The sequence below is a fragment of the Streptomyces sp. NPDC088747 genome (assembly GCF_044751025.1).
GTDB lineage: Bacteria > Actinomycetota > Actinomycetes > Streptomycetales > Streptomycetaceae > Streptomyces.
This window is the reverse complement of record NZ_JBIVKZ010000024.1, coordinates 95,065-117,534: the sequence shown is the minus strand read 5'-3', so window position 1 is coordinate 117,534 and position 22,470 is coordinate 95,065. Positions and strand designations below refer to the sequence as shown.

At 67.7% G+C, this 22,470-nt stretch carries 18 protein-coding genes; 8 read left to right on the top strand and 10 right to left on the bottom strand.

The window, feature by feature from the left end; translation table 11 throughout:
• Window positions 1–75: 75 nt before the first annotated feature.
• Both ACIP79_RS39085 and ACIP79_RS39080 read left to right on the top strand, forming a co-directional pair.
• Window positions 76–4,245 (top strand): SpoIIE family protein phosphatase, encoded by a 4,170-nt coding sequence (locus ACIP79_RS39085; RefSeq protein WP_401231843.1) that lies wholly within the window; start codon window positions 76–78, stop codon window positions 4,243–4,245.
• Window positions 4,245–4,532 (top strand): STAS domain-containing protein, encoded by a 288-nt coding sequence (locus ACIP79_RS39080; RefSeq protein ID WP_401231840.1) that lies wholly within the window; start codon window positions 4,245–4,247, stop codon window positions 4,530–4,532. The genes ACIP79_RS39085 and ACIP79_RS39080 overlap by 1 nt, the downstream gene beginning before the upstream one ends.
• A gap of 223 nt (window positions 4,533–4,755) precedes the next feature.
• Here ACIP79_RS39080 and ACIP79_RS39075 read toward each other — a convergent pair whose 3' ends face one another.
• Window positions 4,756–5,709, bottom strand: coding sequence for a LysR family transcriptional regulator (locus ACIP79_RS39075; protein WP_401231838.1), 954 nt, complete (start codon window positions 5,707–5,709; stop codon window positions 4,756–4,758).
• 119 nt (window positions 5,710–5,828) lie between these two features.
• Between ACIP79_RS39075 and ACIP79_RS39070 the strand changes: the two genes are divergently transcribed.
• Together ACIP79_RS39070 and ACIP79_RS39065 are read left to right on the top strand one after the other, a co-directional pair.
• Window positions 5,829–6,944 (top strand): tartrate dehydrogenase, encoded by a 1,116-nt coding sequence (locus tag ACIP79_RS39070; RefSeq protein ID WP_401231836.1) that lies wholly within the window; start codon window positions 5,829–5,831, stop codon window positions 6,942–6,944.
• Window positions 6,929–7,873 carry a phosphoglycerate dehydrogenase gene (locus ACIP79_RS39065; protein ID WP_401231833.1) on the top strand — a complete coding sequence of 315 codons (945 nt, stop codon included), beginning with the start codon at window positions 6,929–6,931 and terminating at the stop codon, window positions 7,871–7,873. Before ACIP79_RS39070 ends, ACIP79_RS39065 begins: the two co-directional genes overlap by 16 nt.
• 129 nt (window positions 7,874–8,002) lie before the next feature.
• On the opposite strand, the gene ACIP79_RS39060 is transcribed toward ACIP79_RS39065, so the two are convergent.
• From ACIP79_RS39060 to ACIP79_RS39030, 7 genes are all read right to left on the bottom strand, one after another.
• A complete protein-coding gene (locus ACIP79_RS39060; protein WP_401231923.1) occupies window positions 8,003–8,788 on the bottom strand; it encodes a class II aldolase/adducin family protein in 786 nt (261 codons plus the stop codon).
• Window positions 8,789–8,945: 157 nt separating this feature from the next.
• The gene (locus tag ACIP79_RS39055) at window positions 8,946–9,299 is read right to left on the bottom strand and encodes a DUF4387 domain-containing protein (protein WP_401231830.1); all 354 of its coding nucleotides are present in this window, start codon (window positions 9,297–9,299) and stop codon (window positions 8,946–8,948) included.
• Window positions 9,292–10,683, bottom strand: coding sequence for an acyclic terpene utilization AtuA family protein (locus ACIP79_RS39050; protein ID WP_401231828.1), 1,392 nt, complete (start codon window positions 10,681–10,683; stop codon window positions 9,292–9,294). Before ACIP79_RS39050 ends, ACIP79_RS39055 begins: the two co-directional genes overlap by 8 nt.
• Entirely contained in the window at window positions 10,667–11,779 is a 1,113-nt protein-coding gene (locus ACIP79_RS39045; protein WP_401231825.1) for an ABC transporter ATP-binding protein, read from the bottom strand. The genes ACIP79_RS39050 and ACIP79_RS39045 overlap by 17 nt, the downstream gene beginning before the upstream one ends.
• Window positions 11,772–13,514 (bottom strand): ABC transporter permease, encoded by a 1,743-nt coding sequence (locus tag ACIP79_RS39040; protein ID WP_401231822.1) that lies wholly within the window; start codon window positions 13,512–13,514, stop codon window positions 11,772–11,774. Before ACIP79_RS39040 ends, ACIP79_RS39045 begins: the two co-directional genes overlap by 8 nt.
• Window positions 13,511–14,632, bottom strand: a complete 1,122-nt coding sequence (locus ACIP79_RS39035; protein ID WP_401231819.1) for an ABC transporter substrate-binding protein — start codon at window positions 14,630–14,632, stop codon at window positions 13,511–13,513. The genes ACIP79_RS39040 and ACIP79_RS39035 overlap by 4 nt, the downstream gene beginning before the upstream one ends.
• A gap of 312 nt (window positions 14,633–14,944) precedes the next feature.
• Window positions 14,945–15,916, bottom strand: a complete 972-nt coding sequence (locus ACIP79_RS39030; protein WP_401231817.1) for an alpha/beta hydrolase — start codon at window positions 15,914–15,916, stop codon at window positions 14,945–14,947.
• A gap of 359 nt (window positions 15,917–16,275) precedes the next feature.
• On the opposite strand from ACIP79_RS39030, the gene ACIP79_RS39025 reads away from it, so the two are divergent.
• Window positions 16,276–16,995: a GntR family transcriptional regulator gene (locus tag ACIP79_RS39025; RefSeq protein WP_401231814.1), complete on the top strand. Its 720-nt coding sequence runs from the start codon at window positions 16,276–16,278 to the stop codon at window positions 16,993–16,995.
• Between the two features lie 124 nt (window positions 16,996–17,119).
• Here ACIP79_RS39025 and ACIP79_RS39020 read toward each other — a convergent pair whose 3' ends face one another.
• Complete coding sequence (locus ACIP79_RS39020) at window positions 17,120–17,797, bottom strand: TetR/AcrR family transcriptional regulator (RefSeq protein WP_401231811.1); 678 nt, start codon at window positions 17,795–17,797, stop codon at window positions 17,120–17,122.
• A 95-nt stretch (window positions 17,798–17,892) separates the two neighbouring features.
• On the opposite strand from ACIP79_RS39020, the gene ACIP79_RS39015 reads away from it, so the two are divergent.
• The 3 genes from ACIP79_RS39015 (at window position 17,893) to ACIP79_RS39005 (ending at window position 20,665) form a co-directional block, all read left to right on the top strand.
• Entirely contained in the window at window positions 17,893–19,005 is a 1,113-nt protein-coding gene (locus ACIP79_RS39015; RefSeq protein ID WP_401231809.1) for a hypothetical protein, read from the top strand.
• Between the two features lie 11 nt (window positions 19,006–19,016).
• The gene (locus ACIP79_RS39010; protein ID WP_401231806.1) at window positions 19,017–19,577 is read left to right on the top strand and encodes an ester cyclase; all 561 of its coding nucleotides are present in this window, start codon (window positions 19,017–19,019) and stop codon (window positions 19,575–19,577) included.
• Between the two features lie 287 nt (window positions 19,578–19,864).
• The gene (locus ACIP79_RS39005; RefSeq protein ID WP_401231803.1) at window positions 19,865–20,665 is read left to right on the top strand and encodes an MBL fold metallo-hydrolase; all 801 of its coding nucleotides are present in this window, start codon (window positions 19,865–19,867) and stop codon (window positions 20,663–20,665) included.
• A 272-nt stretch (window positions 20,666–20,937) separates the two neighbouring features.
• Here ACIP79_RS39005 and glpK read toward each other — a convergent pair whose 3' ends face one another.
• Window positions 20,938–22,455 carry a glycerol kinase GlpK gene (gene glpK / locus ACIP79_RS39000; RefSeq protein WP_401231800.1) on the bottom strand — a complete coding sequence of 506 codons (1,518 nt, stop codon included), beginning with the start codon at window positions 22,453–22,455 and terminating at the stop codon, window positions 20,938–20,940.
• Window positions 22,456–22,470: the final 15 nt, after the last annotated feature.

Here is a 22,470-nt window from a genome sequence, read left to right as displayed (position 1 = left end):
GCGCGGAGGTGCGGAACCGTGAACGCCGTTGGACTGCGCTTGGGCATCGGCCGTCTTGGATGAAGAGGTAGGGCAGTGACGCGTTCCGAGGATGCCGAGAGGGAATCGACGGCGGTCGGTGCCGACGTGTTCGCCGCCGACGCGGAGGTCGGACGGGATCTGGCCCTGGTGGACTGGGCGGGGACCACGCCGCTCGGTGACCCGGAGCACTGGCCGCAGAGCCTCAAGACGACCGTCAGTGTCCTGCTGTCGTCCAAGTTCTCGATGTGGATGGCCTGGGGACCGGAACTCACGTTCTTCTGCAACGCCGCCTACCGGCGCGACACGCTGGGCCGGAAATACCCCTGGGCTCTGGGCCGGCCGGCCAGCGAGGTCTGGGCGGAGATCTGGGACGACATCGGCCCCCGCATCGACACGGTGCTCACCACCGGCGAAGCGACCTGGGACCAGGCCCTGCTGCTGTTCGTGGAGCGCTCGGGGTACCCGGAGGAGAGCTACCACACGTTCTCCTACAGCCCGCTGCGGGACGACGCCGGCGACGTGGTCGGCATGCTGTGCGTTGTCAGCGAGGAGACCGAACGGGTCATCGGTGAACGCCGGATGGCAACCCTGCGCGACCTCGGCTCCGACCCCAGCGTGGTGCGCACGGAGCAGGAGATGCTCGATTTCTCCCGCCGACAGCTGAGCCGCAACCCGCAGGACCTGCCGTTCACGCTGACCTACCTCTTCCAGGACGACGGCAGCGCCGGTCTGGCCGCGACCACCGGGATTCAGCCTGATCATCCGGCCGCTCCGAAGCTGCTTCCGCCGGACTCCGAGACGGTCTGGCCTACGGCCTCTCCGGCTCTGGGTGAGTCCACGCTGGTGCGGCTGGAGGGCGCCGTGTTCGCGGACCTGCCGACGGGGGAGTGGGCCGGAGCCCCTGTGCAGGCGCTGGTGGCGCCGTTGAGGCAGCAGGGCGGGGCCCCGTACGGATTCATGGTGGTCGGCCTGAACCGGTATCGCGACCTGGACGACGTCTACCGCGGCTTCGTGGAACTGGTGGCCGGGCATGTCGCCAACGGAATCGCCAGCGCCCGCAGTTACCAGACGCAGCAGCAGCGAGCGGAAGATCTCGCGGAGTTGGACAGGGCGAAGACGGCGTTCTTCTCCAACATCAGCCACGAGTTCCGTACTCCTCTGACACTCATCATGGGGCCGGTGGAGGAGTTGCGGGACCGGTTCGCCGACGCGGACGCGGACGTGCGTGAGGAACTGGACGTCGTCCACCGCAACGGCCTGCGGCTGGGCAAACTCGTCAACACCCTGCTGGACTTCTCCCGCCTTGAGGCCGGCCGGATGCAGGCCCGTTACGAGCCGGTCGACCTCGGTATGGTCACGGGCGAACTCGCCAGCGTGTTCCGCTCCGCCGTCGACCGGGCCGGCCTGGACTTCCGGGTCGACTGCTCCACGCTGCCCGAACCGGTCTACATCGACCGGAGCATGTGGGAGAAGGTGGTCCTCAACCTGCTCAGCAACGCACTGAAGTTCACGTTCGACGGATCGATCAGCATCTCCGTGGGCGCCGAGGACGGTGCGGCGGTGGTGACTGTCGACGACACGGGGATCGGTGTCGCGGCGACCGAGATGCCACGGTTGTTCGAACGGTTCCACCGCATCGAGAACGCCCGGTCCCGATCCAACGAGGGGAGCGGCATCGGCCTGGCCCTGGTGAAGGAACTCGTCGAGTTGCACCGAGGCGAGATCAACGCCACCTCCACCGAAGGCCGTGGCACCCGATTCACCATCCGGCTGCCCTACGGCTTCACCCACCTGCCCGCGGACGCCGTCCTCTCGGAGGCAAGCACCGGGGTGGCCCCCCGCGCGACCGACCCCTTCGTACAGGAAGCCCTTCGCTGGCTGCCTGACGAGCGGACCGCGACGAAACCCGCCGCGGTCCGGGCCGTCACGGACGGAGGTGCCGATGTGTCGACTCCCGGCCCCGCGCTCCCGGCACACGTACTGGTCACCGACGACAACGCCGACATGCGCGACTACCTCATCCGCCTTCTGTGGGGCGCCGGTTACGAGGTCAGTGCCGTCAACGACGGTCGTCAGGCCCTGAAAGCAATCCGCGCGAAGGCCTTCGACCTCGTCGTCAGCGATGTCATGATGCCCCACCTGGACGGCCTCGGCCTGGTCGCTGCGCTGCGAGCCGACTCACGCACCGCCTCGGTTCCCGTGCTGCTCCTGTCCGCCCGCGCGGGGCAGGAGGCCTCCATCGAAGGCCTGCGGGCCGGGGCGGACGACTACCTCGTCAAACCGTTCGCGGCAGCCGAACTCCTCGCCCGGGTCCGGGCGAACATCGAGTTGTCCCGGCTGCGCAGCCACCACGCCCGCTGGCGCACCGCGTTGGTGGACTCGCTGCAGGAAGCCTTCTTCGTCTGTGACGAGGAGGGCGCCGTCATCGAAATCAACACGGCGTTCACCGACGTCCTCGGGTACGGACCGGAAGGCCTGCCCTACCAGCCGATCCACCCGTGGTGGCCCGACGCCGTCACCGACCCCGCGGCACATCAGCAGGTCAGTGACGCGTTCGCCCAGCTTCTCGGCAACACCCGGGGCTCCTACACCATTCCGGTCACCCACCACGACGGACGCCGGCTATGGGTGACCGCCACCTTCAACCAGGTGGACGATGCCGACACCGGGCGCCGCGTGACCGTCGGCACATTCCGCGATGTCACCGCCGAGCACTACGCCATCCAGCGCGATAGCGCCCTGGCGGCCCTGAGCACCGGCCTGTCACGGTCAACCAGCCTGGCCGAGGCACTGGCCGGCGCGCTGAACGAACTGAAGAAGCTGTGGCGTGCCCGGAGCGTCCTGGCAGCGGTCTTCGACCACGGTGACGAACCCACCCTGACCTCCACCGAGACGTCGCTCGCCTGGCCGGAGCTGTCCGCCGAACGACGTGCGGCGCTGGAGAACCTGCGGCAAGCACCGATTCTGACCCCTGTCGCCGACCACACCGGGGCCGGTCTCCTCCTTGAGTTCCCCACCGGCCCGCTCGCTCTCTGGATCGACCTGGGCGAGCACCGGCCCTTCACCGGCGAGGACCAGCTGCTGCTGTCCCTTCTGGCCGGCCACCTCGCCCAAGGACTGCACCGCGCACACCAGATCGACCAACAGCGCGAGACCGCGATCGCCCTCCAGCGCGCCATCCTCGGCCCCGCCCGGCTCCCGGCCGGATTCGCCGTGCGTTACGAACCCGCCACCCAGCCCCTGGAGGTCGGCGGCGACTGGTACGACACCGTCACCCTGCCCGACGGCCGGATCGGCATCGTCGTCGGCGACTGCGTGGGCCGAGGCCTCGAAGCCGCCAGCGTCATGGGCCAACTGCGCAGCGCCTGCCGCGCCCTGTTGCTCCAGGACGCCAGTCCCGCCCAGACGCTGATGGCCCTGGACCAGTTCGCCGCCGGTGTCCCGGGCGCGGCCTGCACCACCGTCTTCTGCGGAGTCCTCAACACCGACACGGGGCAGCTGACGTACTCCAGCGCCGGCCATCCGCCCGGCATCCTGGTCCATCCGGACGGCCCCACCCGGCTCCTCGAGGGTGGACGCTCCCTGCCGCTGGCCGTCCGTCCTGGCCATCCACGCCCCGAGGACACCTGTACGATCCCGGCCCGGTCCACCCTTCTCCTCTACACCGACGGGCTCGTCGAGCGCCGCCGCCGCCCGCTCACCGTGGGCATCGAGCAGGCGAGCGAAGCTCTGCAGGACGGCCGGGGCATCGCAGTCGATGACCTCGCCACCGACGTCATGTCCCGGTTGGCCCCAGCCGGCGGCTATGACGACGACGTCGCGCTGCTGCTCTATCGTCACCCGGCCCCGCTGGAGATGTCCTTCCCCGCCGAGTCGTCCCAGCTCGCCCCGGTCCGCAAGACACTGCGGGGCTGGCTCGACCAGTGCGGCCTGCCCCCCAACACCGTGCAGAACATCCTGGTCGCCGCAGGCGAGGCGTGTGCCAACGCCATCGAGCACGGCCATCGTGACGCCCCTGGCAGCACCATCTATTTCCGGGCCGAGGCCTACGTCGACAATCTGCACCTGACCATCGCCGACACCGGCCGGTGGAAAACCCCGCAACCAGAGGTCAACACCCACCGCGGTCGCGGGATGGGTCTGATGCGTGCACTGATGCAGCAGGTGACCATCACCCCGGGCCCGTCCGGCACCACCGTCGACATGCATACGAGGATCGCCTGATGCCAACTCCTTTGACACTCACCTCCGGACGACGGCCCGACGGAACCGCGCTGCTGACCGCTGTCGGCGAGATCGACATGAGCAACACCCATGACCTGGCCGCGGCTCTCGCCGGCACCCCAGGCCCCCTGGTCCTCGATCTCACCGGTGTCGAGTACCTCGACAGCGCCGGTCTCAGTGCGCTGTTTCCGCACGCCGACCGCATCGAGCTGATCGCCAACCCCCTCCTGCAACCCGTCCTGACCATCTCCGGCCTTGCGAGCCTCACCACCGTCCACGGCACCTGACCGGTCTGCTCCAAGCCGATGCGGCGCCGGGTGCCGTCCCGCTGTCACTGGCGAAACAGGTCGTAGACCCTGCCCCTTGGCCCGTACTCGACGGCCACGTCCCGCCACCGAACACCGGTACGAACCCTGTCCGGGACGGCACCGACACCGTGATCACACCAACCGCAACATGATCGTCTCACTCGGCGAGAAGCAACCGAGGTGGCGCGGCTGCGGTGGTCGGTCATGGTGCATCAGACCCGATCGGCCGGACGAGGCGCCCAGGCATGCGGGCCGCGAGGTGCTCGATCAGCTCGGTCACACGACGAGGTACATGACCGGCGTCCGACAGCAGGGCGTAGATGTCGGCCGCGGGTGTCGAGACGTGCGGGAGTACACGTACGAGCTCACCTCGTTCGATGTACGGCCGGACGTGCCACTCCGAGCGCATGATCACTCCGCGGCCCTCCAGGGCCCAACCCATGACGATGTCCCCGTCGTTGCTCGACAGAGAGCCGCGCACGTGCACATGTCTCGGATCACCGGCATCCCCGAACCGCCACAGGGCGAAGTCCCCTCCGTTCTCGCGCAGCACGATGCAGTCGTGGAGCGCGAGGTCGTCCACCTCGGCGGGAGCGCCACGTCGTTCGAGGTACGACGGGGCTGCGCACGGCACGCGGCGGTTCTCCGCCAGTCGGCGCATCCGCAGCGAGGAGTCCGGCGGACTGCCGACGTGAACGGCGACGTCGAACTCCTGCCGGTGTGAGCGAAGCGGCAGCGCCGAGGTGTTCAGCACGACCTGCAGGTGAGGATGGAGCGCCGCGAACTCGGCCAGCAGGGGAGCGACGTGGGCCCTGCCGAGACCGAGGGTCGACTGTACGACCAGGGAGCCGCGCAGTTCCCCCGAGCCATGGGTGACGAGATCCTCGAGTTCGCGGAGCTGGTCGAGGATGGCGTTGAGTCTTCCGGCGTACAAGGTGCCCTCTGACGTCAGGACGAGTCGTCGGCTGCCGCGCTGAACGAGCCGGACGTCGAGGCGCTTTTCGAGGGCGCTCAATCTCTTGCTGATCACGGGAAGCGAGCAGCCGAGCCGGCGTGATGCCTCCGTGAGCGTCTCGCTGGCCGCGATGACCTGGAAGAACTGCAAGTCGTCGACGGAGGTCTTCATCGGGTCCTCGATCTGCGGGAGGTTTTCCAAACTGGAAAGGGTAGCTTGCCTGTTCGCGCGTTGTGGTGGGCGTCTCGGCGGACCAGAGTGGAGAGCCGTGCGAGCCGGCCGGGCCGGTGCAGCAGCCCGACCAGCAAGGAGTCGAAGTCGTGCCACAGCGATACCACATCGCCGCCGTACCGGGGGACGGCATCGGCAAGGAAGTCGTTCCGGAAGGACTGCGATGTCTCCGCGCCGCTGCCGACGCACACGGCTTCACTCTGGAAGTCGACGAGTTCGACTTCGCCAGTGCCGACTACTGGACGCGACACGGCCGGATGATGCCCGAGAACTGGCGCGACGTACTGGGCGGCTTCGACGCGATCTTCTTCGGCGCGGTCGGGTGGCCCGAGGTGGTGCCCGACCACGTGTCCCTGTGGGGAAGCCTCCTGCAGATGCGACGTGGCTTCGACCAGTACGTGAATCTGCGGCCGGTCCGTCTCCTGCGAGGAGTTCGGAGCCCGCTGCGTGACTACGAGCCGGGCGACATCGACTTCTACGTGGTCAGGGAGAACACGGAAGGCGAGTACTCCAGCATCGGCGGACGCATCTTCGAGGGCACCGACCGTGAGACCGTGCTTCAGGAGACGGTGATGACCCGAATCGGCGTCGACCGGGTGTTGCGCTATGCCTTCGAACTGGCCTCCGCCCGGCCCGCCGGACACCTGACCTGGGCGACCAAGAGCAACGGGATCTCGATATCCATGCCCTACTGGGATGAACGGGCCGCTGAGATGGCTTCGCGCTATCCCCAGGTGCGGGCCGACAAGGACCACATCGACATCCTGGCGGCCAAGTTCGTGCTGCGGCCCGACCGCTACGACGTGGTCGTGGCGAGCAACCTCTTCGGCGACATCCTCTCCGACCTCGGCCCGGCCTGCACGGGCACGATCGGCGTGGCGCCCAGTGCGAACATCAACCCCGAGCGCAGCCACCCCAGCCTGTTCGAACCCGTGCACGGATCGGCTCCTGACATCGCCGGGCGGGGCATCGCCAACCCGGTCGGGCAGATCTGGAGCGGGGCGATGATGCTGGACCACCTGGGCGAGACCGCGGCCGCGGCTGGGATCATCGCTGCGATCGAGTCGGTCCTGGAGCGGCAGCCAGAGGTGCTCACCCCGGACCTCGGTGGAACCGCGACGACGGAAGCACTGGGAACAGCCATCGCGAGGCGGATCACCGGTACCTCGCGGAAGGAAGAGGGAAGTACGTGTCACGCGTCCTGATCACCACCGACTATCTGCGCCCCGGCGACGAGGTGGACCAGTACCTCAGGTCCGCCGGGCTGACGACACGACACGACCCGATGACCGGCCCCCGCGATCCGGAACAGTTGGTGTCCGCGCTGGCCGGTATGGACGCGGCCCTCATCGCGAACGAGCCCTTCAGCGCCGACCTCCTGGCCCGCGCTCCACAGCTGAAAGTCGTGGTCCGCACCGGCGTCGGCTACGACTCCGTCGATGTCGAGGCCGCACGCGGGCTGGGGATCACGGTGAGCAACCTGCCCGGCGTCAACGCGAACGCCGTGGCCGAGTACACGCTGGGCCTGCTGATCACCTCCGCGCGCCGCCTCATCGACAGCGCGACGGGCGTGGCCGCCGGGACCTGGCCACGGGAGGACGGCAACGAACTTCGGGGCGCGACACTCGGTCTCTTCGGCTTCGGCGCGGCCGCACGTGCCGTCCTGCCGCTCGCCCAGGCCTTCGGCATGGACGTGGTGTGCACCACCAGGAGCCCAGAGAGTGAGCGCGACGCCACCGGAGTCCGTTTCGTGTCCTTCGCCGAACTGCTCGCCACAGCTGACTACGTCTCGATCCACAGCTCCCTCACCAACAGGACGAGGGGACTTTTCGACGCGAGCGCCTTCGCGCGGATGAAGAAGACGGCCATCCTCATCAACACCGCGCGAGGGGCCATCGTCGACGAGCACGCGCTCGCCGCCGCTGTCAGGTCGGGCACCATCGCCGGCGCGGCCCTCGACGTGGTGACCGAGGAACCGATGCCGGCGGAGAGCCCGTTGCGAGGGATCAAGGGAATCACCGTCTGCTCTCACCTCGCCGGCCAGACCGCGCAGGCACGCCGTGCGACAGGCCTCGCCGGTGCCGAGGAACTCGTCGCCGCCCTGGAGGGACGCCCTCGGTTCGCGGTCACCTGAGAACACACGACCACGCGAGGCCGCCGGTCCGTCCGTGAGAACGGGACCGGCGGCCTCACCTGGTTCAAGGGCCTGGCACCGAAGGCGGCGTTGCCCCGCCCGCCGCCTTCAGCGGGGCCCCGCCGACGCTCAGTCGAAGAGGTCGGGATCCGTGTGGGAGATCTGGTCGAAGAGGGGCTGGAACTGGAACCAGCCGGCCAGGTCGAAACCCACCTGTTCGTAGGTCGACTTCGCCTCCTCGTGAGGTATCTGGACGGTGGGACCCGCTGCCTTCGCGGCGAGCTGAGCCTGCGCCGAGCGCTCCATCGTGATGAACCAGTACGCGGCGGCGTCGACCGACCCGGCGGCGGTCAGCAGGCCGTGATTGCGCAGGATGACCGCCTTGTGTGTCCCGAGCGCCTCACCGATACGTCGGCCTTCCTCCGGATCATTGGCGACGCCCGAGTAGTTCTCGTAGCAGCCGTGGTCCTCGTAGAAGGCGCAGGCGTCCTGCGTGAGGGGTTCGAGCCGCTGGGTCGTCGCCGACAGCGCCTTGCCGTAGACGGAGTGGCTGTGGGCAGCCCCCACCACGTCCGGTCGCATCGCGTGAACGGCCGAGTGGATGGCGAAGGCGGCACGGTTGACCCGGTGACGGCCCTGGACGACGTCGCCGTCGTGGTTGACGAGCAGGAGATCACTGACCTTCACGTGCTTGAAGGAGACGCCGAACGGGTTGACCCAGAAGTGGTCGGGGAACTCGGGGTCGCGTGCCGTGATGTGGCCCGCCACGCCCTCCTCGAAACCGAAGCGTCCGAAGAGACGCAGAGCGCCCGCGAGTCGTTCCTTGCGGTGCCGTCGTTCGATGGCCGGATCGGTGAAAGGGGCGGGGAGACGGAAGATCAGCTTCTCCTCGGGAATGGGCACGAGGTCCTTCAGGGCCAGCGGTTCGGCAATGGTGTCGTCCGATCGGCTCACTTCATGGATCACAGCGTTCTCCTCGTCGTCTGAGGTCGGGAATCCGGATGGGGTACGGCGGGTCGTGGGGCCGGGTGTGGTCAGCTCTGCCGTTGTGTGCCGACGTACGGAGGCGCGCTCACGCGTCGGCCGTGAGATGCCGTGAAGGAACGCGCAGGGTGGCCAGAGGGACGTGGTGCTGCCCGGCGTGGATGTCCCGGTCCCGGAGGCTGGCCTGAGTGACGGGGCGAGGGAAGGAGATCTTCACGACGTTCAGCGCGGGGATGCGGAAGATCTGCACCTGCGCGGCATCGACCTTGTAAAGGTTCGCGATCACCTGTTCGTTGAGGAAGGTGTCGTCCGCCGCGATGGCGTATCCGGCGGCGTCCCTCATGAAGGTCTCCATGGTGACCCAGAAGGGGCCGGCGTTCTTGGAACGGACCTCGATGGCGTAGTCACCGAGCTCGGGTGGGGCGGTGGTGCTCTCAGACATGGGAAACCTCGCGGGAGTGATGGGTGCGGAACATGCCGGCGGGTGAGTCGACGTCCACGGCGTGGTTGAGGACGAACTCGTAGGCCGCCCCGCGTTCCATCTCGGCCGGGGATGTGGCGAAGGCGAAGCTGGGGAGGTACGCCATGTCGGGGAGCGGGAGGTGCAGCATCAGCGGGTTGGCGACCTTGGCGATCGCGGTTGCGGCGTTCTGCGTCGAGGCGTTGACGAGGAGCATGACGCCGACCTCCCGGGGTGGCGTGGCATCGGGGTCGATGTCGCCGAGGATGGCGTTGTGGCCGTAGAGGCGGATGTCCAGGCCGTAGTCGTCGTCGCTCAGGCCCAGGGTCTGCTGGATGCGGTCGGTGAGGACGGTGCGCAGGTAGGAGGCCCAAGTCTCGATTCCGGCGGTGATGCGGGGGTCGCGGATGCCGGTGAAGGAGACGGTCTCGTAGCCGGTGACGCGTGCGCCTTCGAGTTTGATGGTGTGCTGTTCGGCCGTTTCGAAGCGGGAACCCTCGACGCGTACGCGACGTTCGTCGACGGCGGTGTAGGTCGCGTCCGAGACGTCGAGTGTGCCCGCGGGTTCGCGCATCCGGTAGGGGTTCGCCGTCTCGTAGAGCATGTGTGCCGCGACGGAGATGGGTGTGCAGATGTTGGTGGGGTCGAGGGGTTCGATGACGAAGCCGTCGTGGTCGATGGTGGCGAAGACTCCGCCGAGCCGTGGGTCCGTGGTCGCCTGTCCACCGCATTCGACGATCTTGGCGGCGTGCCAGGTGGGGCCGGCCGGCATGCCGAGCATCAGCGGGACGGCTGCCGCGAGAGCGGTGTCGGTGGCCCGTCCGGCGAGGATGACCTGCGCGCCGTCCCGAATCGCTTCGGCGATCGGTTCGTGGCCCATCATGCCGACGATGTGAGTGCAGCTTTCGAGCGTCTCCGGCTGGAGCGGGCCGTGCGGTGGAAGCGGCCGGATTCGTCCGGCGCTCAGCTGCTCCTTGAGGAATCCGGGATCCTGTTCGCTGTAGATGCGGGCGACCTTCAGATCCAGGCCTTCCTCCGCCATGACGCCCTCGGCTATCTCGGCGACCCAGTCGACTCCGGAGTCCGTTCCGCTGGTCCCGCAGGAACCGACGATGAGCGGAATGCGTGCGGTGGCGGCCGCTTTGAGGAGGATGCGCAGGTCTCGGCGTACTGCGGCGGCTGTGGTCTTCGCGAGACCGGCGCCCAGGTAGTAGGGGCCGGAGTCGGTGGAGCCGCCGTCGATGGCGATGACGTCGGGGCCGAGAGTCAGGCCTCGCTCGATGCTCTCCGGGGTGAAGCCGGCACCGAGCATGCCGGAGGGAGTCAGGACTCCGACGCGGGCGGCCGCGTCACTGGACGGGGGCATGCGGGTTCTCCTCGTTCGGGGTGGCTTCCTCGTGGAAGATCCGGATGTCGTCCGGGGCAAGGCTGACCACGAGTTCGCCGTCGGTGACGGGGCGTGTGGTGGTCACCACCACAGGCGTGTCGGCGATGCGGATGATGTAGCGGTAGTGGTCGCCGAGGTAGGCGCGGTTCTCCACCCTGGCCGTCAGCGCGTGCGCCGGCGGGCTGGTGTCGCCGACGCGGTGAACGCTGATGTTCTCGGGCCGGATGCAGATCTTCACGCGGCCCGACCGTTTGTCGGTGTGGGGGATCGTGAGGGGTGCGCCGATGCCGTCGACGCGTACCAGCGCGTGTTTGCCGTCGGCCTCGGTGACGGTGGCGGCGAGGATGTTGGCCGTGCCGACGAAGTCGGCCACGAACAGGTCCGCCGGGTTCTCGTATATCTCGTGGGGGGTGCCGATCTGGTGGACCCTGCCGCGGTTCATGACGGCGACCCGGTCGCTGAAGGACAGTGCCTCGTCCTGGTCGTGGGTCACGAAGACGGTGGTGACACCGACCTGTTCCTGGAGCGCTTTGAGCCACTGGCGGGACCGGTCTCTGAGCTTCGCGTCCAGGTTCGAGAACGGCTCGTCCAGAAGCAGCAGGTCGGGCGGGTGGGCGAGAGCACGGGCCATGGCGACGCGCTGCTGCTGACCGCCTGACAGTTCGTGCGGGTAGTTGCGGGCGTGGTCGCCGAGTTCGACCAGGTCCAGGACCTCCTGCACCCGGTGGTCGCGTTCGGCTTTCGCCGTCCGGCGCAGTTTCAGGGGGTAGGCGACGTTGTCCGCGACCGACATGTGGGGCCAGATGGCGTACGACTGGAACACGACGCCGCAGTTGCGGTGCTCGGGGCCGACGTTGACGCGGCCGTGGTCGAACATGACCCGGTCGCCGAACGCGATGCTTCCCGAGTCGGGCTCGTGCAGTCCCGCGATGGACCACAGGGTGGTCGACTTGCCGCAGCCGCTGGGCCCGAGGAGGGTGAAGATCTCGCCGTCCTTGATGGTCAGCGAGAGGTCGTGGAGAACGGTTCGCTCGGCGAACTTCTTGGTGATCTTTTCGAGGTGAAGGCTAGGCACGGGGACGCACCCCCAGCAGGGCACGTCCGGCACCCAGGACGACCAGGGTGATGACCATCTGGATGACTCCCAAGGCGGCGACGCTTCCGCCGATGCTTGTCGCCGCGAGTTGCAGCATGGTGAGACCGAGAACGGGTGTCTGGTCGGTGACGAGGAAGACCGCGGGTTCGGCGTCGTTGAGCATGGCCACGAAGAGCAGTACGAAGGACGCGCCCATGGCGGGAGTCACGAGGCGGAGAATGACGGTCCGCATCGCTTTCCACCAGGTGGCGCCCGACGTACGGGCGGCGTTGTCGAGGTCCGCGCCGATTCCGGTCAGCGCGGGATAGAAGGCGCTGTACCCGAGAGCGAGACTCCGTACGGCGAACGCGATGCCGATGCCCCACAAACTGGCGCGTACGGCCCCGGACTTGTCGAGCAGGGCGAAGCTCCAGAAGAACGCCATGCCGGTCACGAGAGCCGGCATCATGCGGGGCCACATCATTCCCTGTTGGAGCGAGCCGCGGAATCTGAAGCGGGACCGGTGCGCGATCACCGACAGCACGGCGATGGCGACGGTCGTCAGGGCGCCGCCGATCGCTGCGATGAGGAGGCTGTTGACGATCGAGTTCGTGTAGAGCGGATTCTCGAAGACCGCGGAGAAGTTGCCGAGCGTCAGCACGCTCCACGGGGAGATGAACGGCGACAGGATGGAGGTGAACGCCGTCAGGAAGACGCCGGCCAGCGGGACGACCACGGAGACCAGGAGGAAGAGCCCGATCAGGGCCGCGACGATCCAGCGCGACGGTCCCAGCCTGAGCGTCCGGACACCGGTGGGTTTGCCGGTCGTGGTGGTGAACCGGGCGGTGTCTCCGACGAGGCGGTTGCGCAGGACGAGGAGTCCGGAGACGGCCACGAGGAGGAACACGGCGCCGGCGGAGACCAGGCCCTGCTGTGCCTCGTTGACCCAGTGGTCGTAGAGGTAGGTGGAGATCAGGTTGATCTTGTTCGAGAATCCCAGGATGAGGGGCAGGCCGAGAACCTCCATGGAGAGGGCGAAGACCAGGAGTGCCGCGTTGGTGATCGCGGGGCGCAGCAGCGGGAGGCTGACGGAGACCAGGCTGCGCAGCGGGCCGGCCCCGAGAGTGCGTGCCGCGTCCTCGAGCGCGGGGTCGATGGACAACAGGGTGCCGCGGCAGAGAAGGAAGATGGTGGGAGCGGCGACGCTCATGGCGACCATGGCCATCCCTGGGATGCTGTAGAGGTCGACGGGCATGCCCAGGAAGGTGTTCGTCCTCAGCCAAGAGGACGCGAACCCCGCGGGGGTCCACATGGCCGCCCATCCGATGATGAGGACCAGGCCCGGCAGCGCGATCGGAACCAGCAGGAGCGTGGTCAGTGTCCGGCGCCCAGGGATGTTCGTGCGCGTGAGGAACACCGCGCATGCCACGCCGACGAGTACGGAGCCGACGGTGTTGAGCGCTGCGAACAGGATCGAGTTGACCACCGCCGTCCACCAGCCGTCGTCCGTGAGGAGGGCGTGGAAGTTGTCCAGGGTCAGGTGGCCGCCGGATTCGTACAGGGCTGTGGACCACAGTGAGGCGGCCACGACCGGGACGACGGGGCCGACGATGACCAGGAGCGCCAGTACCCACACGAGGTAGTGGCTCGCGTTGGTGGACAGTGACCGGCGTCGAGGGCTGGGTGCGAGTTCGGTGGCGTGGACTGGCGGCGGTCGCAGTCGGACGAGGCTCATCGGTCGTACGCCGACTTCCACCTCGTGACGATCTCCGGCTTGTTCTTCACGATGCCTTCGAGGTAGCCGCCGAGCATCATGTTGTCGGCGCCGACGACGGCTTCGACCGCTGGAAGCCCGTAGGCGCACTCGACACCGTCACGGTAAGGGGTGAATCCGCCTGCGCACGCGGCTTCCTGGCCTTCGGCCGACAACAGGAAGTTGACGAAGACCTTGGCCGCGTCCGGTGAACTCGCCTTCTTGGTGACGGCGACGGCGCGGGGGAGCATGGGAGTTCCGTCGGTCAGATAGGTGTAGTTGAGGACCTTCGCCGCCTCCTCTCCCTCGATCAGTGCCCGGACCGAGCCGGCGACGAAGTAGGCCGCCTGGTACTGCCCTTGAGCCAGCTTCTGCATCAGGTTGCCGTTGCCGGACTCGACTCCGCTGTTCTGGCCGAGCACTTCGAGGTTCTTCCACCCTGCGTCACCGTGCTTGGCGGTGTAGTTGCTGACGGACCCGAACGACATGGGATTGGTGATGTCCGTTGTTCCGACCTTGCCCTTGATGGACTTCGACAGCTCTGCCAGGGACTTGAGGTCCTTGGGCTGTTTGTCCTTGGGGATCAGCGCGGTGTTGTAGACGGCGACAACCGGGTCCTCGGACATCGCGACCACGCCTGGGGCGAGCCGTGCGTAGTCGGGGAGATTCTTGAGATTGGGGTCGCTGTAGTCGAGGACGTTCCCCTTGCTGACGAAGTTCAGCATGCCGACGGCGTCGGTGGCCATGACGACATCCGCCGTACGGACGCCCGTCGCGGTCTCGGTGGCGTAGCGCTGGAAGGTCTGGGGGTCGGTCATGTTCAGCACGCGCACATCGATGGCGCTGTACTTCGCCTCGAACGCCTTGGTCACAGGCGCCATCTGCTCGGCATCGGCGTTGGTGTAGAGGAGGACCGAGCCCTGCTTCTCGGCTCGGGCGATCGTCGCCGAGTCGAGTGGCGTCACCGCTGAGGCCTTGCCGACGTCGACCGAGGACGTCGGTGTCGCCGACCCGCCCGTCCCGGTCGAGCCGCCGCACGCGGTCAGAACAACCGTGCAGGCGGCTGTCAGGACGCAAGCTCTGGAAAGCGAGATCATCATTGATCCTCCACTATTTGCTATAGCGCAAAACCTGCAAAAAGGGGCGCCTCTGTGGTCTGGGGCCCTGGTGGGAACGGCTGGCGATGGCGGAGAGCTGCAAGCCGGCTCGGGCTCGACGTGCGCGGCTGACACGTCACTTTTGGATCAGGTATTGGCTCTGGCGAGGTCTTGAGGGGTGGCGCGTCGATCGAGTGTCGGCGCTCACCGGGTGACGAGGGCGGCTGTGCTCACTTGGACGGTATGTTATTTGCTACAGCATTATTGTCAACCAGTTGCGACAGCATCAGGCGGAGTTCGGGTGCGTGGGGTACTTCAGGCTCCGGATGGGGCGGTGGAATCGGGCGGGGGCACGGCGAGCGTCCTCCGCAGGGCGGCGAACCGGCGGGACCGTGTGCGCACGCTCAACTCCGCCTCGGGCGCCAGCGATTCCCCGCCGTGGATCCCACCGGGATAGACGTGCAGCTCGACAGGCACTCCCGCCCACATGAGTCTCTGGGCGAAGTCCATCGCCTCGTCGCGGAAGAGGTCGAGGTCGCCGATGTCGACGTAGGTCGGCGGGAGCCCCGCGAGGCGGGTGGCGCGTGCCGGAGCCGCGTAGGGCGGTACGAGGCCGGTGCCGTAGAGGTCGCCCAGGTACGCCTGCCAGGCCCGGCGATTCGCCTCCCGACTCCACGCCCCGAAGCCGGTGTTCATGAGATTCGAGGGGGTGGCGGGCTGGTCGTCCAGCATCGGTGACACGAGCGTCAGGCAGGCGATCTCCGGGCCACCGCGGTCCCGGGCGAGCAGTGCGGTGGCGACCGCCAGGCATCCGCCCGCGCTGGGGCCGTAGAGAGCGATACGGTGCGCTTCGATTCCCAGGTCCTGCTGGTTGTCCGCGACCCACGTGAGGGTCGCGAAGCAGTCGTCCAGCGCCGCTGGGTAGGCGTCCTCCGGCGCGAGCCGGTAGTCCACCGATACGACCACGGAGTCGGTCGCCCGAGCCAGTTCCATGGCCTTCCCGTCGTCGTCGGCAACGCTCCCGGAGACCATGCCTCCGCCGTGGATGTACAACACGCAGGGCATCGCCGGACCGTGGTCATGGGGGCGGTACACCCGCACCTGGACGGCCGGTTGTGCGTCCGTGGTCGACGGGATCGAGACGTCGCGGATGGTGACGTCATGCGGCGCGGCTGCCTCTGGGCTGTATGCCGCCAACTCCTGCCGTCTCCGGCGGCGTTCCGCGACGTCCTCGATGCCGCTCAGCCCGGACGGACCGACGACGTCGAGATATCGGTCGAGACTCACACGCACCTGCGGGTCTATTCGATCTCTGATGTCCATGGTCTCGCTCTCGCCGTCAGTGATGGACCCTGCGGGGTGACGCGGGCCGGCGGTCGTGAGCGGACACGCACGCAGGCCCTGCGCCTATGTCTACGGCGGTGCATGTGGCAGCCGCTCAGGGGTGCATTCGAGGGCGGCGCGCCAAGCGCCGCGCGTCCTGGGTGCCCGGGCGAGGGGTGCCGACCCGTCCCCGTGCAACCGCGCAATGCAGTACAGGGGTTCCGCGACCAGCAGCGTCCTGGCACCGTCACGTCCGCGCCGGCGCCGTCACGCCGAGTGCACCTTAGTTGACTCGTCATGCTGTAGCAAATACCATGCCCCACATGAGTCAGCTACCCCGTCTAACGTCACCGGCGACTCTCGGCGATCAAGCCTATGCAGCCATCCGCGAGGCCATCGTCACGGGCACGTTGAAGCGTGGAGAGAAGGTCACGGAGCGGGGCCTGGCCGAGTCCCTCAACATCAGCGCGACTCCCGTCCGTGAAGCACTCCGGCGCCTTGAGCAGGACCGTCTGGTCGAGCGGACCGGCCCCCGAACCGTCCGCATCGCGAAGTTCGACAAGGACGAGCTCCGTGAGTTCACCATGATCGAGGACGTGCTCCGAGCTCTCTCCGCCCGTCTGGCTGCCGAGAAATCGACGGCGGCGCAGCGACGCGAGATGTCCAACTGCCTTGAGAAGGCGTACAAGTTGCGCGGCGACCTGCACAACGGCGTCGCCGGAAGCGACGAGGAGCGGCATCTCGTCATCGAGATCCAACAGCTCATGCGGCACTTCCACTCGCTCGTGGACCAGGCCAGCGGTAACGCGACACTCGTTCAAATGCTGAGCACCGTCGACGCTTTCGGCTCGGACGAGCGGCAGAGCAGCGTTCTGGCCCAGGTCCGAGGTGAGGACCGAAAGGTCGTGGACGAGCGCTTCAAGCAGCACCGCGCCATCTACGACGCCATCGCCTCAGGTGACGGAGACCGGGCCGAAGAACTGATGAGGGCCCACAGCCACACCTCGAACGCATCACGCATCGAGACACGTTTCACGGGCTGACACGGTGCCGGCGAGCCCGGCGGCCAAGGCGTCGCTTCGGCCGAACTCGCCGACACCGGGGCCGTCCCGGAAGGCTCACGGACTGAATCCCCGGTCCCCTCGGAGCGGAATGCGTCGCGTTCGGCTACCGCGTGGCGAGCCGTGCCATGACGGCGTCGAGGGTGAAGCCGAGGGTGAACGCGAACTCGGCGTCCCTGTCGAAGTGCGCGAGGTCGGTGGCTGCTTCGGCGAGCCGCGGGAGACCTGACTGCTCCAGCACGGCTCGGCGCTGTGCGATGCCGGGAGCGTCGGTCATGCCGTAGGTGGGTCCCGCCTGCACCTCGCGGAGCAGAGTGCCGATCAGGGTGGCGACGAGGACGCGCAGTATCGGGACCGCGTCGTGTTGCGGGAAGCCTGCGGCGCGGAGCACGTTCAGGACCGCGTCGACCGGGGCGAGTGCCTTGAACGAGGTGAGTTGGCGGGTGAGTACGAGCGGTGCGGCCCGGGGATGGGCCAGAGCGCTGTCGCGGAACGCGTGCCCGATGGCCGGCAGGTCGGTGCGCACGTCGCCGGTGGGCTCGGGCAGACGCATCGATCCGAGGATCTGCTCGGCCACCGCGTCGAGAAGGCCGTCCTTGCCCGCGACGTGGTTGTAGAGGCTCTTCGGATCGACGCCGAGGACAGCGGCGACAGCGCGCATGGAAACCGCGTCGATGCCGTCGAGGTCGATGACCTTGAGGGTGGCCGCGACGATCGCGTCGCGGTTCAGCTGCGGCGCCCCCTTGGGGGGGCGGCCCCGTCGGGGTTCTCGTTTCGCGGTCATGACCTCATGATGCCCGCCCTTGTGTTAATCCACAACGTGGGTATATTGGTTGGCCTCGGTGAATACCCACGGCGTGGGTAAAGGAGGGATCGGCGATGCGGTTTCCGTGGGGTTCCGTGGAGGTGGCCGACCTGCCGACGATCGGTGTCGGCGTCGATACCTTGCCCGACCTGTCGAGGTCGGACGAGCCGCCGGGTGTCCGGTTACGGACGGCCCGTGCCCAAGCCCTCGCGTTTCGTGGGGAGTTCGCCCTGACGGGCATGCCGGACAGCATTGTCACGCGCGATCTGGTCACGCTGCCGTACCCCACGCGGTTCGGCCTGTTCCGCGCGTCGCGCGCGATCGCCCCGTTCCTGTCGATCACCAACCGCATGCTGGTGATCCGATGGCACGAGAGCGACGGGTGCCCGCGGGTGCTGCTCTTCGAGCCGAGTGACGTCGAACTGGGCCGCTACACCCCGTACTTCGACAACCTCGCCCAGAAGACACCGGGCGTCCTCCAGCGCCGGATGGTCCGCGAGCACGGCACCGTGCTCGGGCACCTCGCGGGTCTCGGTATCCGGCCGAGCGACGTCGACTACCTGATGTTCGACCACCTGCACACTCAGGACCTGCGCCGCTGGGTCGGCACGACCGCGCACCAGGACGACCTCGACGCACACCCGCGAGCCGCGTTCCCCAACGCGAAGGTCATCGTCCAGCGTGACGAGCTTGCCGGCATGGCTGAGCTGCACCCGCTGCAGAAACCCTGGTACCAGCCGGCCGCCTACCGCGATGTCCCGCCCGAGGCGTTCCTGCCGATCAGCGGTTCCGTCGTCCTCGGCCCGGGCGTGGCGGTGATCAAGACGCCGGGGCACGTCTTCGGAAACCAGAGTCTTGTCGTCAACACCTCGACCGGCATGTGGGTCAGCAGCGAGAACGTCATCGCCGCCGAAGCCCTCGCCCCCGAGCACTCCGGACTTCCGGGCATCGCCAGGTGGTCGCGGCAGTGGCAGCAGGAGGTGGTGCTCAACGCCAACACGATCGAGACGACCGCGGATCAGTACAACTCGGTCGTCCTGGAGAAGACGTTGGCCGACCGCAGCCAGGCCGACTCCCGGTTCGTGCAGTTCTTCCCCTCCAGCGAGCTGACCGGCGCCTGGACGAACCCCGGCACCACCCCCACGTTCAGCCACGGACACATCACCCACGGCATCCAGCCGGTTTGAGGAGGCGCACCATGTCGCGATTCGTTCTGCCGCCCGAGGACGTTCTGCGTGCCCGCGAGAAGCTCGTGCTCGATCACTTCCGCGACGAGGTCCGCCAGGACTGGGACGCCGCCCTGGAGACGTTCCCGCACCCGCATTACGAACTGATCGCCCAGATGACCGTCCACGACGGCGACGGAGAGGTCCGCGAGTACTACCACGACACGCGCGTGGCGTTCCCCGACCAAGACCACGAGATCATCGCGTTCCGGCACAGCGTCGATGCCGTGATCGTGGAGTTCTGGCTGCTGGGCACCCACAAGGGGCCGCTCGGGAAGATACCGCCGACGGGGTCGAAGCACCGCACCCGCATGACGGCGTACTTCATTTTCGACGAGCAGGAGAACCTCGTCACCGAGCGGATCTACTTCGATCAACTCACCATCGTCAAGCAGCTCGTCGACGGCATCGACAAACGCGGCCCGAGGGGTCTGCTCAAGCTCGGTCGCGTCATCAAAGGTCTCCTCGCGATGTCCGGGAGCGCGCCTGACCCACGCCTGGCGGAGACCACACCACCTGATTTCGTCCGTTGACGACCACTGATCAAGGCAGGCGGTCCGTGAACTCGCCGACCACAACGTCGGCTTCGGCCACCACGCGCACACGCATCGGCGGCCGTGGCGCCGACCGGAACCTGCAAGAGGCCGCGCCACCTCTCAGAGCGAAGGTCCGTTCACCGCCGGCATGGAGGTCGCCGGCGTCGTCGAGGCCGGGAGTCCGCCGTCGCCGCACCTGCCCGCGGGAGCCCGCGTCATGGGGATCACCACCGGTGCGTTCGCACACTTCGCCCTGGCATGGCCGATATGACGGAGGGATTCGAGTGAAGGTCCACCATGTGAACTGCGGCAGCATGCGTCCCTGGGGTGCGCCTGAGGGGCTGGTCTGCCACGTGCTGCTCATCGAGACCGACACCGGACTCGCGCTCTGCGACACCGGTCTCGGCCTCCTTGACCGGGTCTCACCCGGCCGACGGTTCGGACCGGCCCGGCATGTCGTGCGCCCGGCGTTCGACGAGGCCGAGGCGGCCGTCCGGCAGGTGGAGTCGCTGGGTTTTGACCCGAAGGACGTGCGCGACGTCGTACTGACCCACTTCGACGCCGACCATGTCGGGGGACTGGCCGACTTCCCGTGGGCGCGGGTACACCTCACCCATGCTGAAGCCACAGCAGCGCTCCGACCGGCCACCCGGATCGAGAAGGGACGCTACAAGCCCGCCCAACGCGCGCACGGTCCGACACTCGTTCGCCACACGCCCGGGAGAAGCGAGTCATGGCGCGGGTTCGAGGCCGCCACCGAGCTCACCGAGATCTCTTCGGGCATCGTGCTGATCAGCCTTCCCGGACACACCCGAGGGCACGCGGCGGTCGCCGTCGATGCCGGCGACCACTGGGTGCTCCACACCGGTGACGCGTTCTACCACCACGGCCAGGTCGACGGCTCGGCGAAGGCACCGAAGTCACTGCTCGCGATGGAACGAGCCTTCGCACACGACTGGAGCAAGGTGCGGGCCAACCACCAACGACTCGCCGAACTGTGGCAGGCCGGCGACCCCGACCTCATGCTCGTCAACGCCCACGACCCGAGCCTCCTCGCCTCGGCCCGAGCCCGCACCGACGCCTAGCAGTCCAGCCGAGGGCAACCACCGGCCGTAACGAACCGCGAACTCGGTCCAGGTCGACGTCCGTGGCGGCGCCGAAGTCCCATGATGCCGTGGGGAAGGGCTGTTCGGTCGCAGGAACTTGACGAGATACCCGGCAGTGAACGGCGCGGAGGTCGCCAACTGCCGGGTATACGACGAGCCTTGTCTGGCCGTCCTTGGGTGGCTGTTTCCGCGGTTGCCATTCCGCGCAGCGCATGGATGTAGCCACCCAGGCGCTTGAGGAGCCGCAGGCCTCAGGGAACCTTCACCCAGTCGAGGGTGCGTTCCACGGCCATCTTCCAGCCCGCGTAGCCTTCTTCGCGCTGGTCCTCGGACCACTGGGGCGACCAGCGCTTGGATTCGGCCCAGTGGGTGCGCAGTTCATCGGTGTTCTCCCAGAACCCTGTTGCCAGCCCCGCGGCGTAGGCGGCGCCGAGGGCGGTTGTCTCCGCGACGACGGGACGGCTGACGGGGACACCGAGGACATCGGACTGGATCTGCATGCAGAGGTCGTTGGCAGTGACCCCTCCGTCGACCTTGAGAACGTCGAGGTGGACTCCGGAGTCCTGTTCCATCGCTTCGACGACGTCACGGCTCTGGTAGCAGATGGCCTCCAGAGTCGCTCGTGCGAGATGCGCGTTGTCATTGAACCTTGCCAGTCCGACGATTGCCCCGCGGGCGTCGGAACGCCAGTACGGCGCGAAAAGGCCCGAGAAGGCGGGAACGAAGTACATGCCGCCGTTGTCGTCGACGGTGCGGGCGAGATCCTCGCTCTCGGCGGCGGTCTTGATGATCTTCATCTGGTCGCGCAGCCACTGGACCGCTGAGCCGGTCACCGCGATGGATCCCTCCAGCGCGTAGACCGCGGGACTGTCTCCGAATTGGTATGCCACGGTGGTGAGAAGCCCGTGCTGGGAGCGGACCAGTTCCGTGCCGGTGTTGAGCAGCAGGAAGTTACCGGTTCCGTAGGTGTTCTTGGCTTCTCCGGGGGAGAAGCAGACCTGCCCGACGGTGGCGGCCTGCTGGTCGCCGAGGACACCGCCGATGGGAACGGCGGCACGCAGCGGACGGGAGGTGCGGGTTGATCCGTAGGCCTCCGGGTGCGACGAGGGGTTGATCTTGGGAAGCATCGCCCGCGGGATGTTGAAGAAGCTCAGGAGTTCGTCGTCCCAGTCAAGGGTCTCCAGGTCCATCAGCATGGTGCGGCTTGCGTTGGTCACGTCGGTGGCGTGAATGCCGCCCTCGGGGCCGCCGGTCAGGTTCCACAGAACCCAGGCATCGGTGTTGCCGAAGAGGGCATGACCTGCCTCCGCTGCCGCCCGTACGCCGTCGACGTTCTCCAGGATCCACTGGATCTTGCCGCCGGAGAAGTAGGTCGCAGGCGGCAGACCGGCCTTGCGGCGGATGACGTCGCCGCGCCCTGAACGTTCGAGGTTCGCCGCGATGGCGTCGGTACGGGTGTCCTGCCACACGATGGCGTTGTAGTAAGGCTGTCCGTTGCGCCGGTCCCAGACGACTGTGGTCTCACGCTGGTTGGTGATTCCGATGGCGGCCAGATCACTGGCCGAGAGTCCGCCGTGGCGCAGAGCGTTCTGCATCACCGAGTTGGTGCGCTCCCAGATCTCTACCGGGTCGTGCTCCACCCATCCGGAGCGGGGCAGGATCTGGACGTGCTCCAGCTGGTGTTTGGCGACTTCGTTGCCGCCGTGATCGAAGATCATGAACCGGGTGCTCGTGGTGCCCTGGTCCACCGCGCCGATGAAGTCCGCCATGGTGTGCCACCTCTC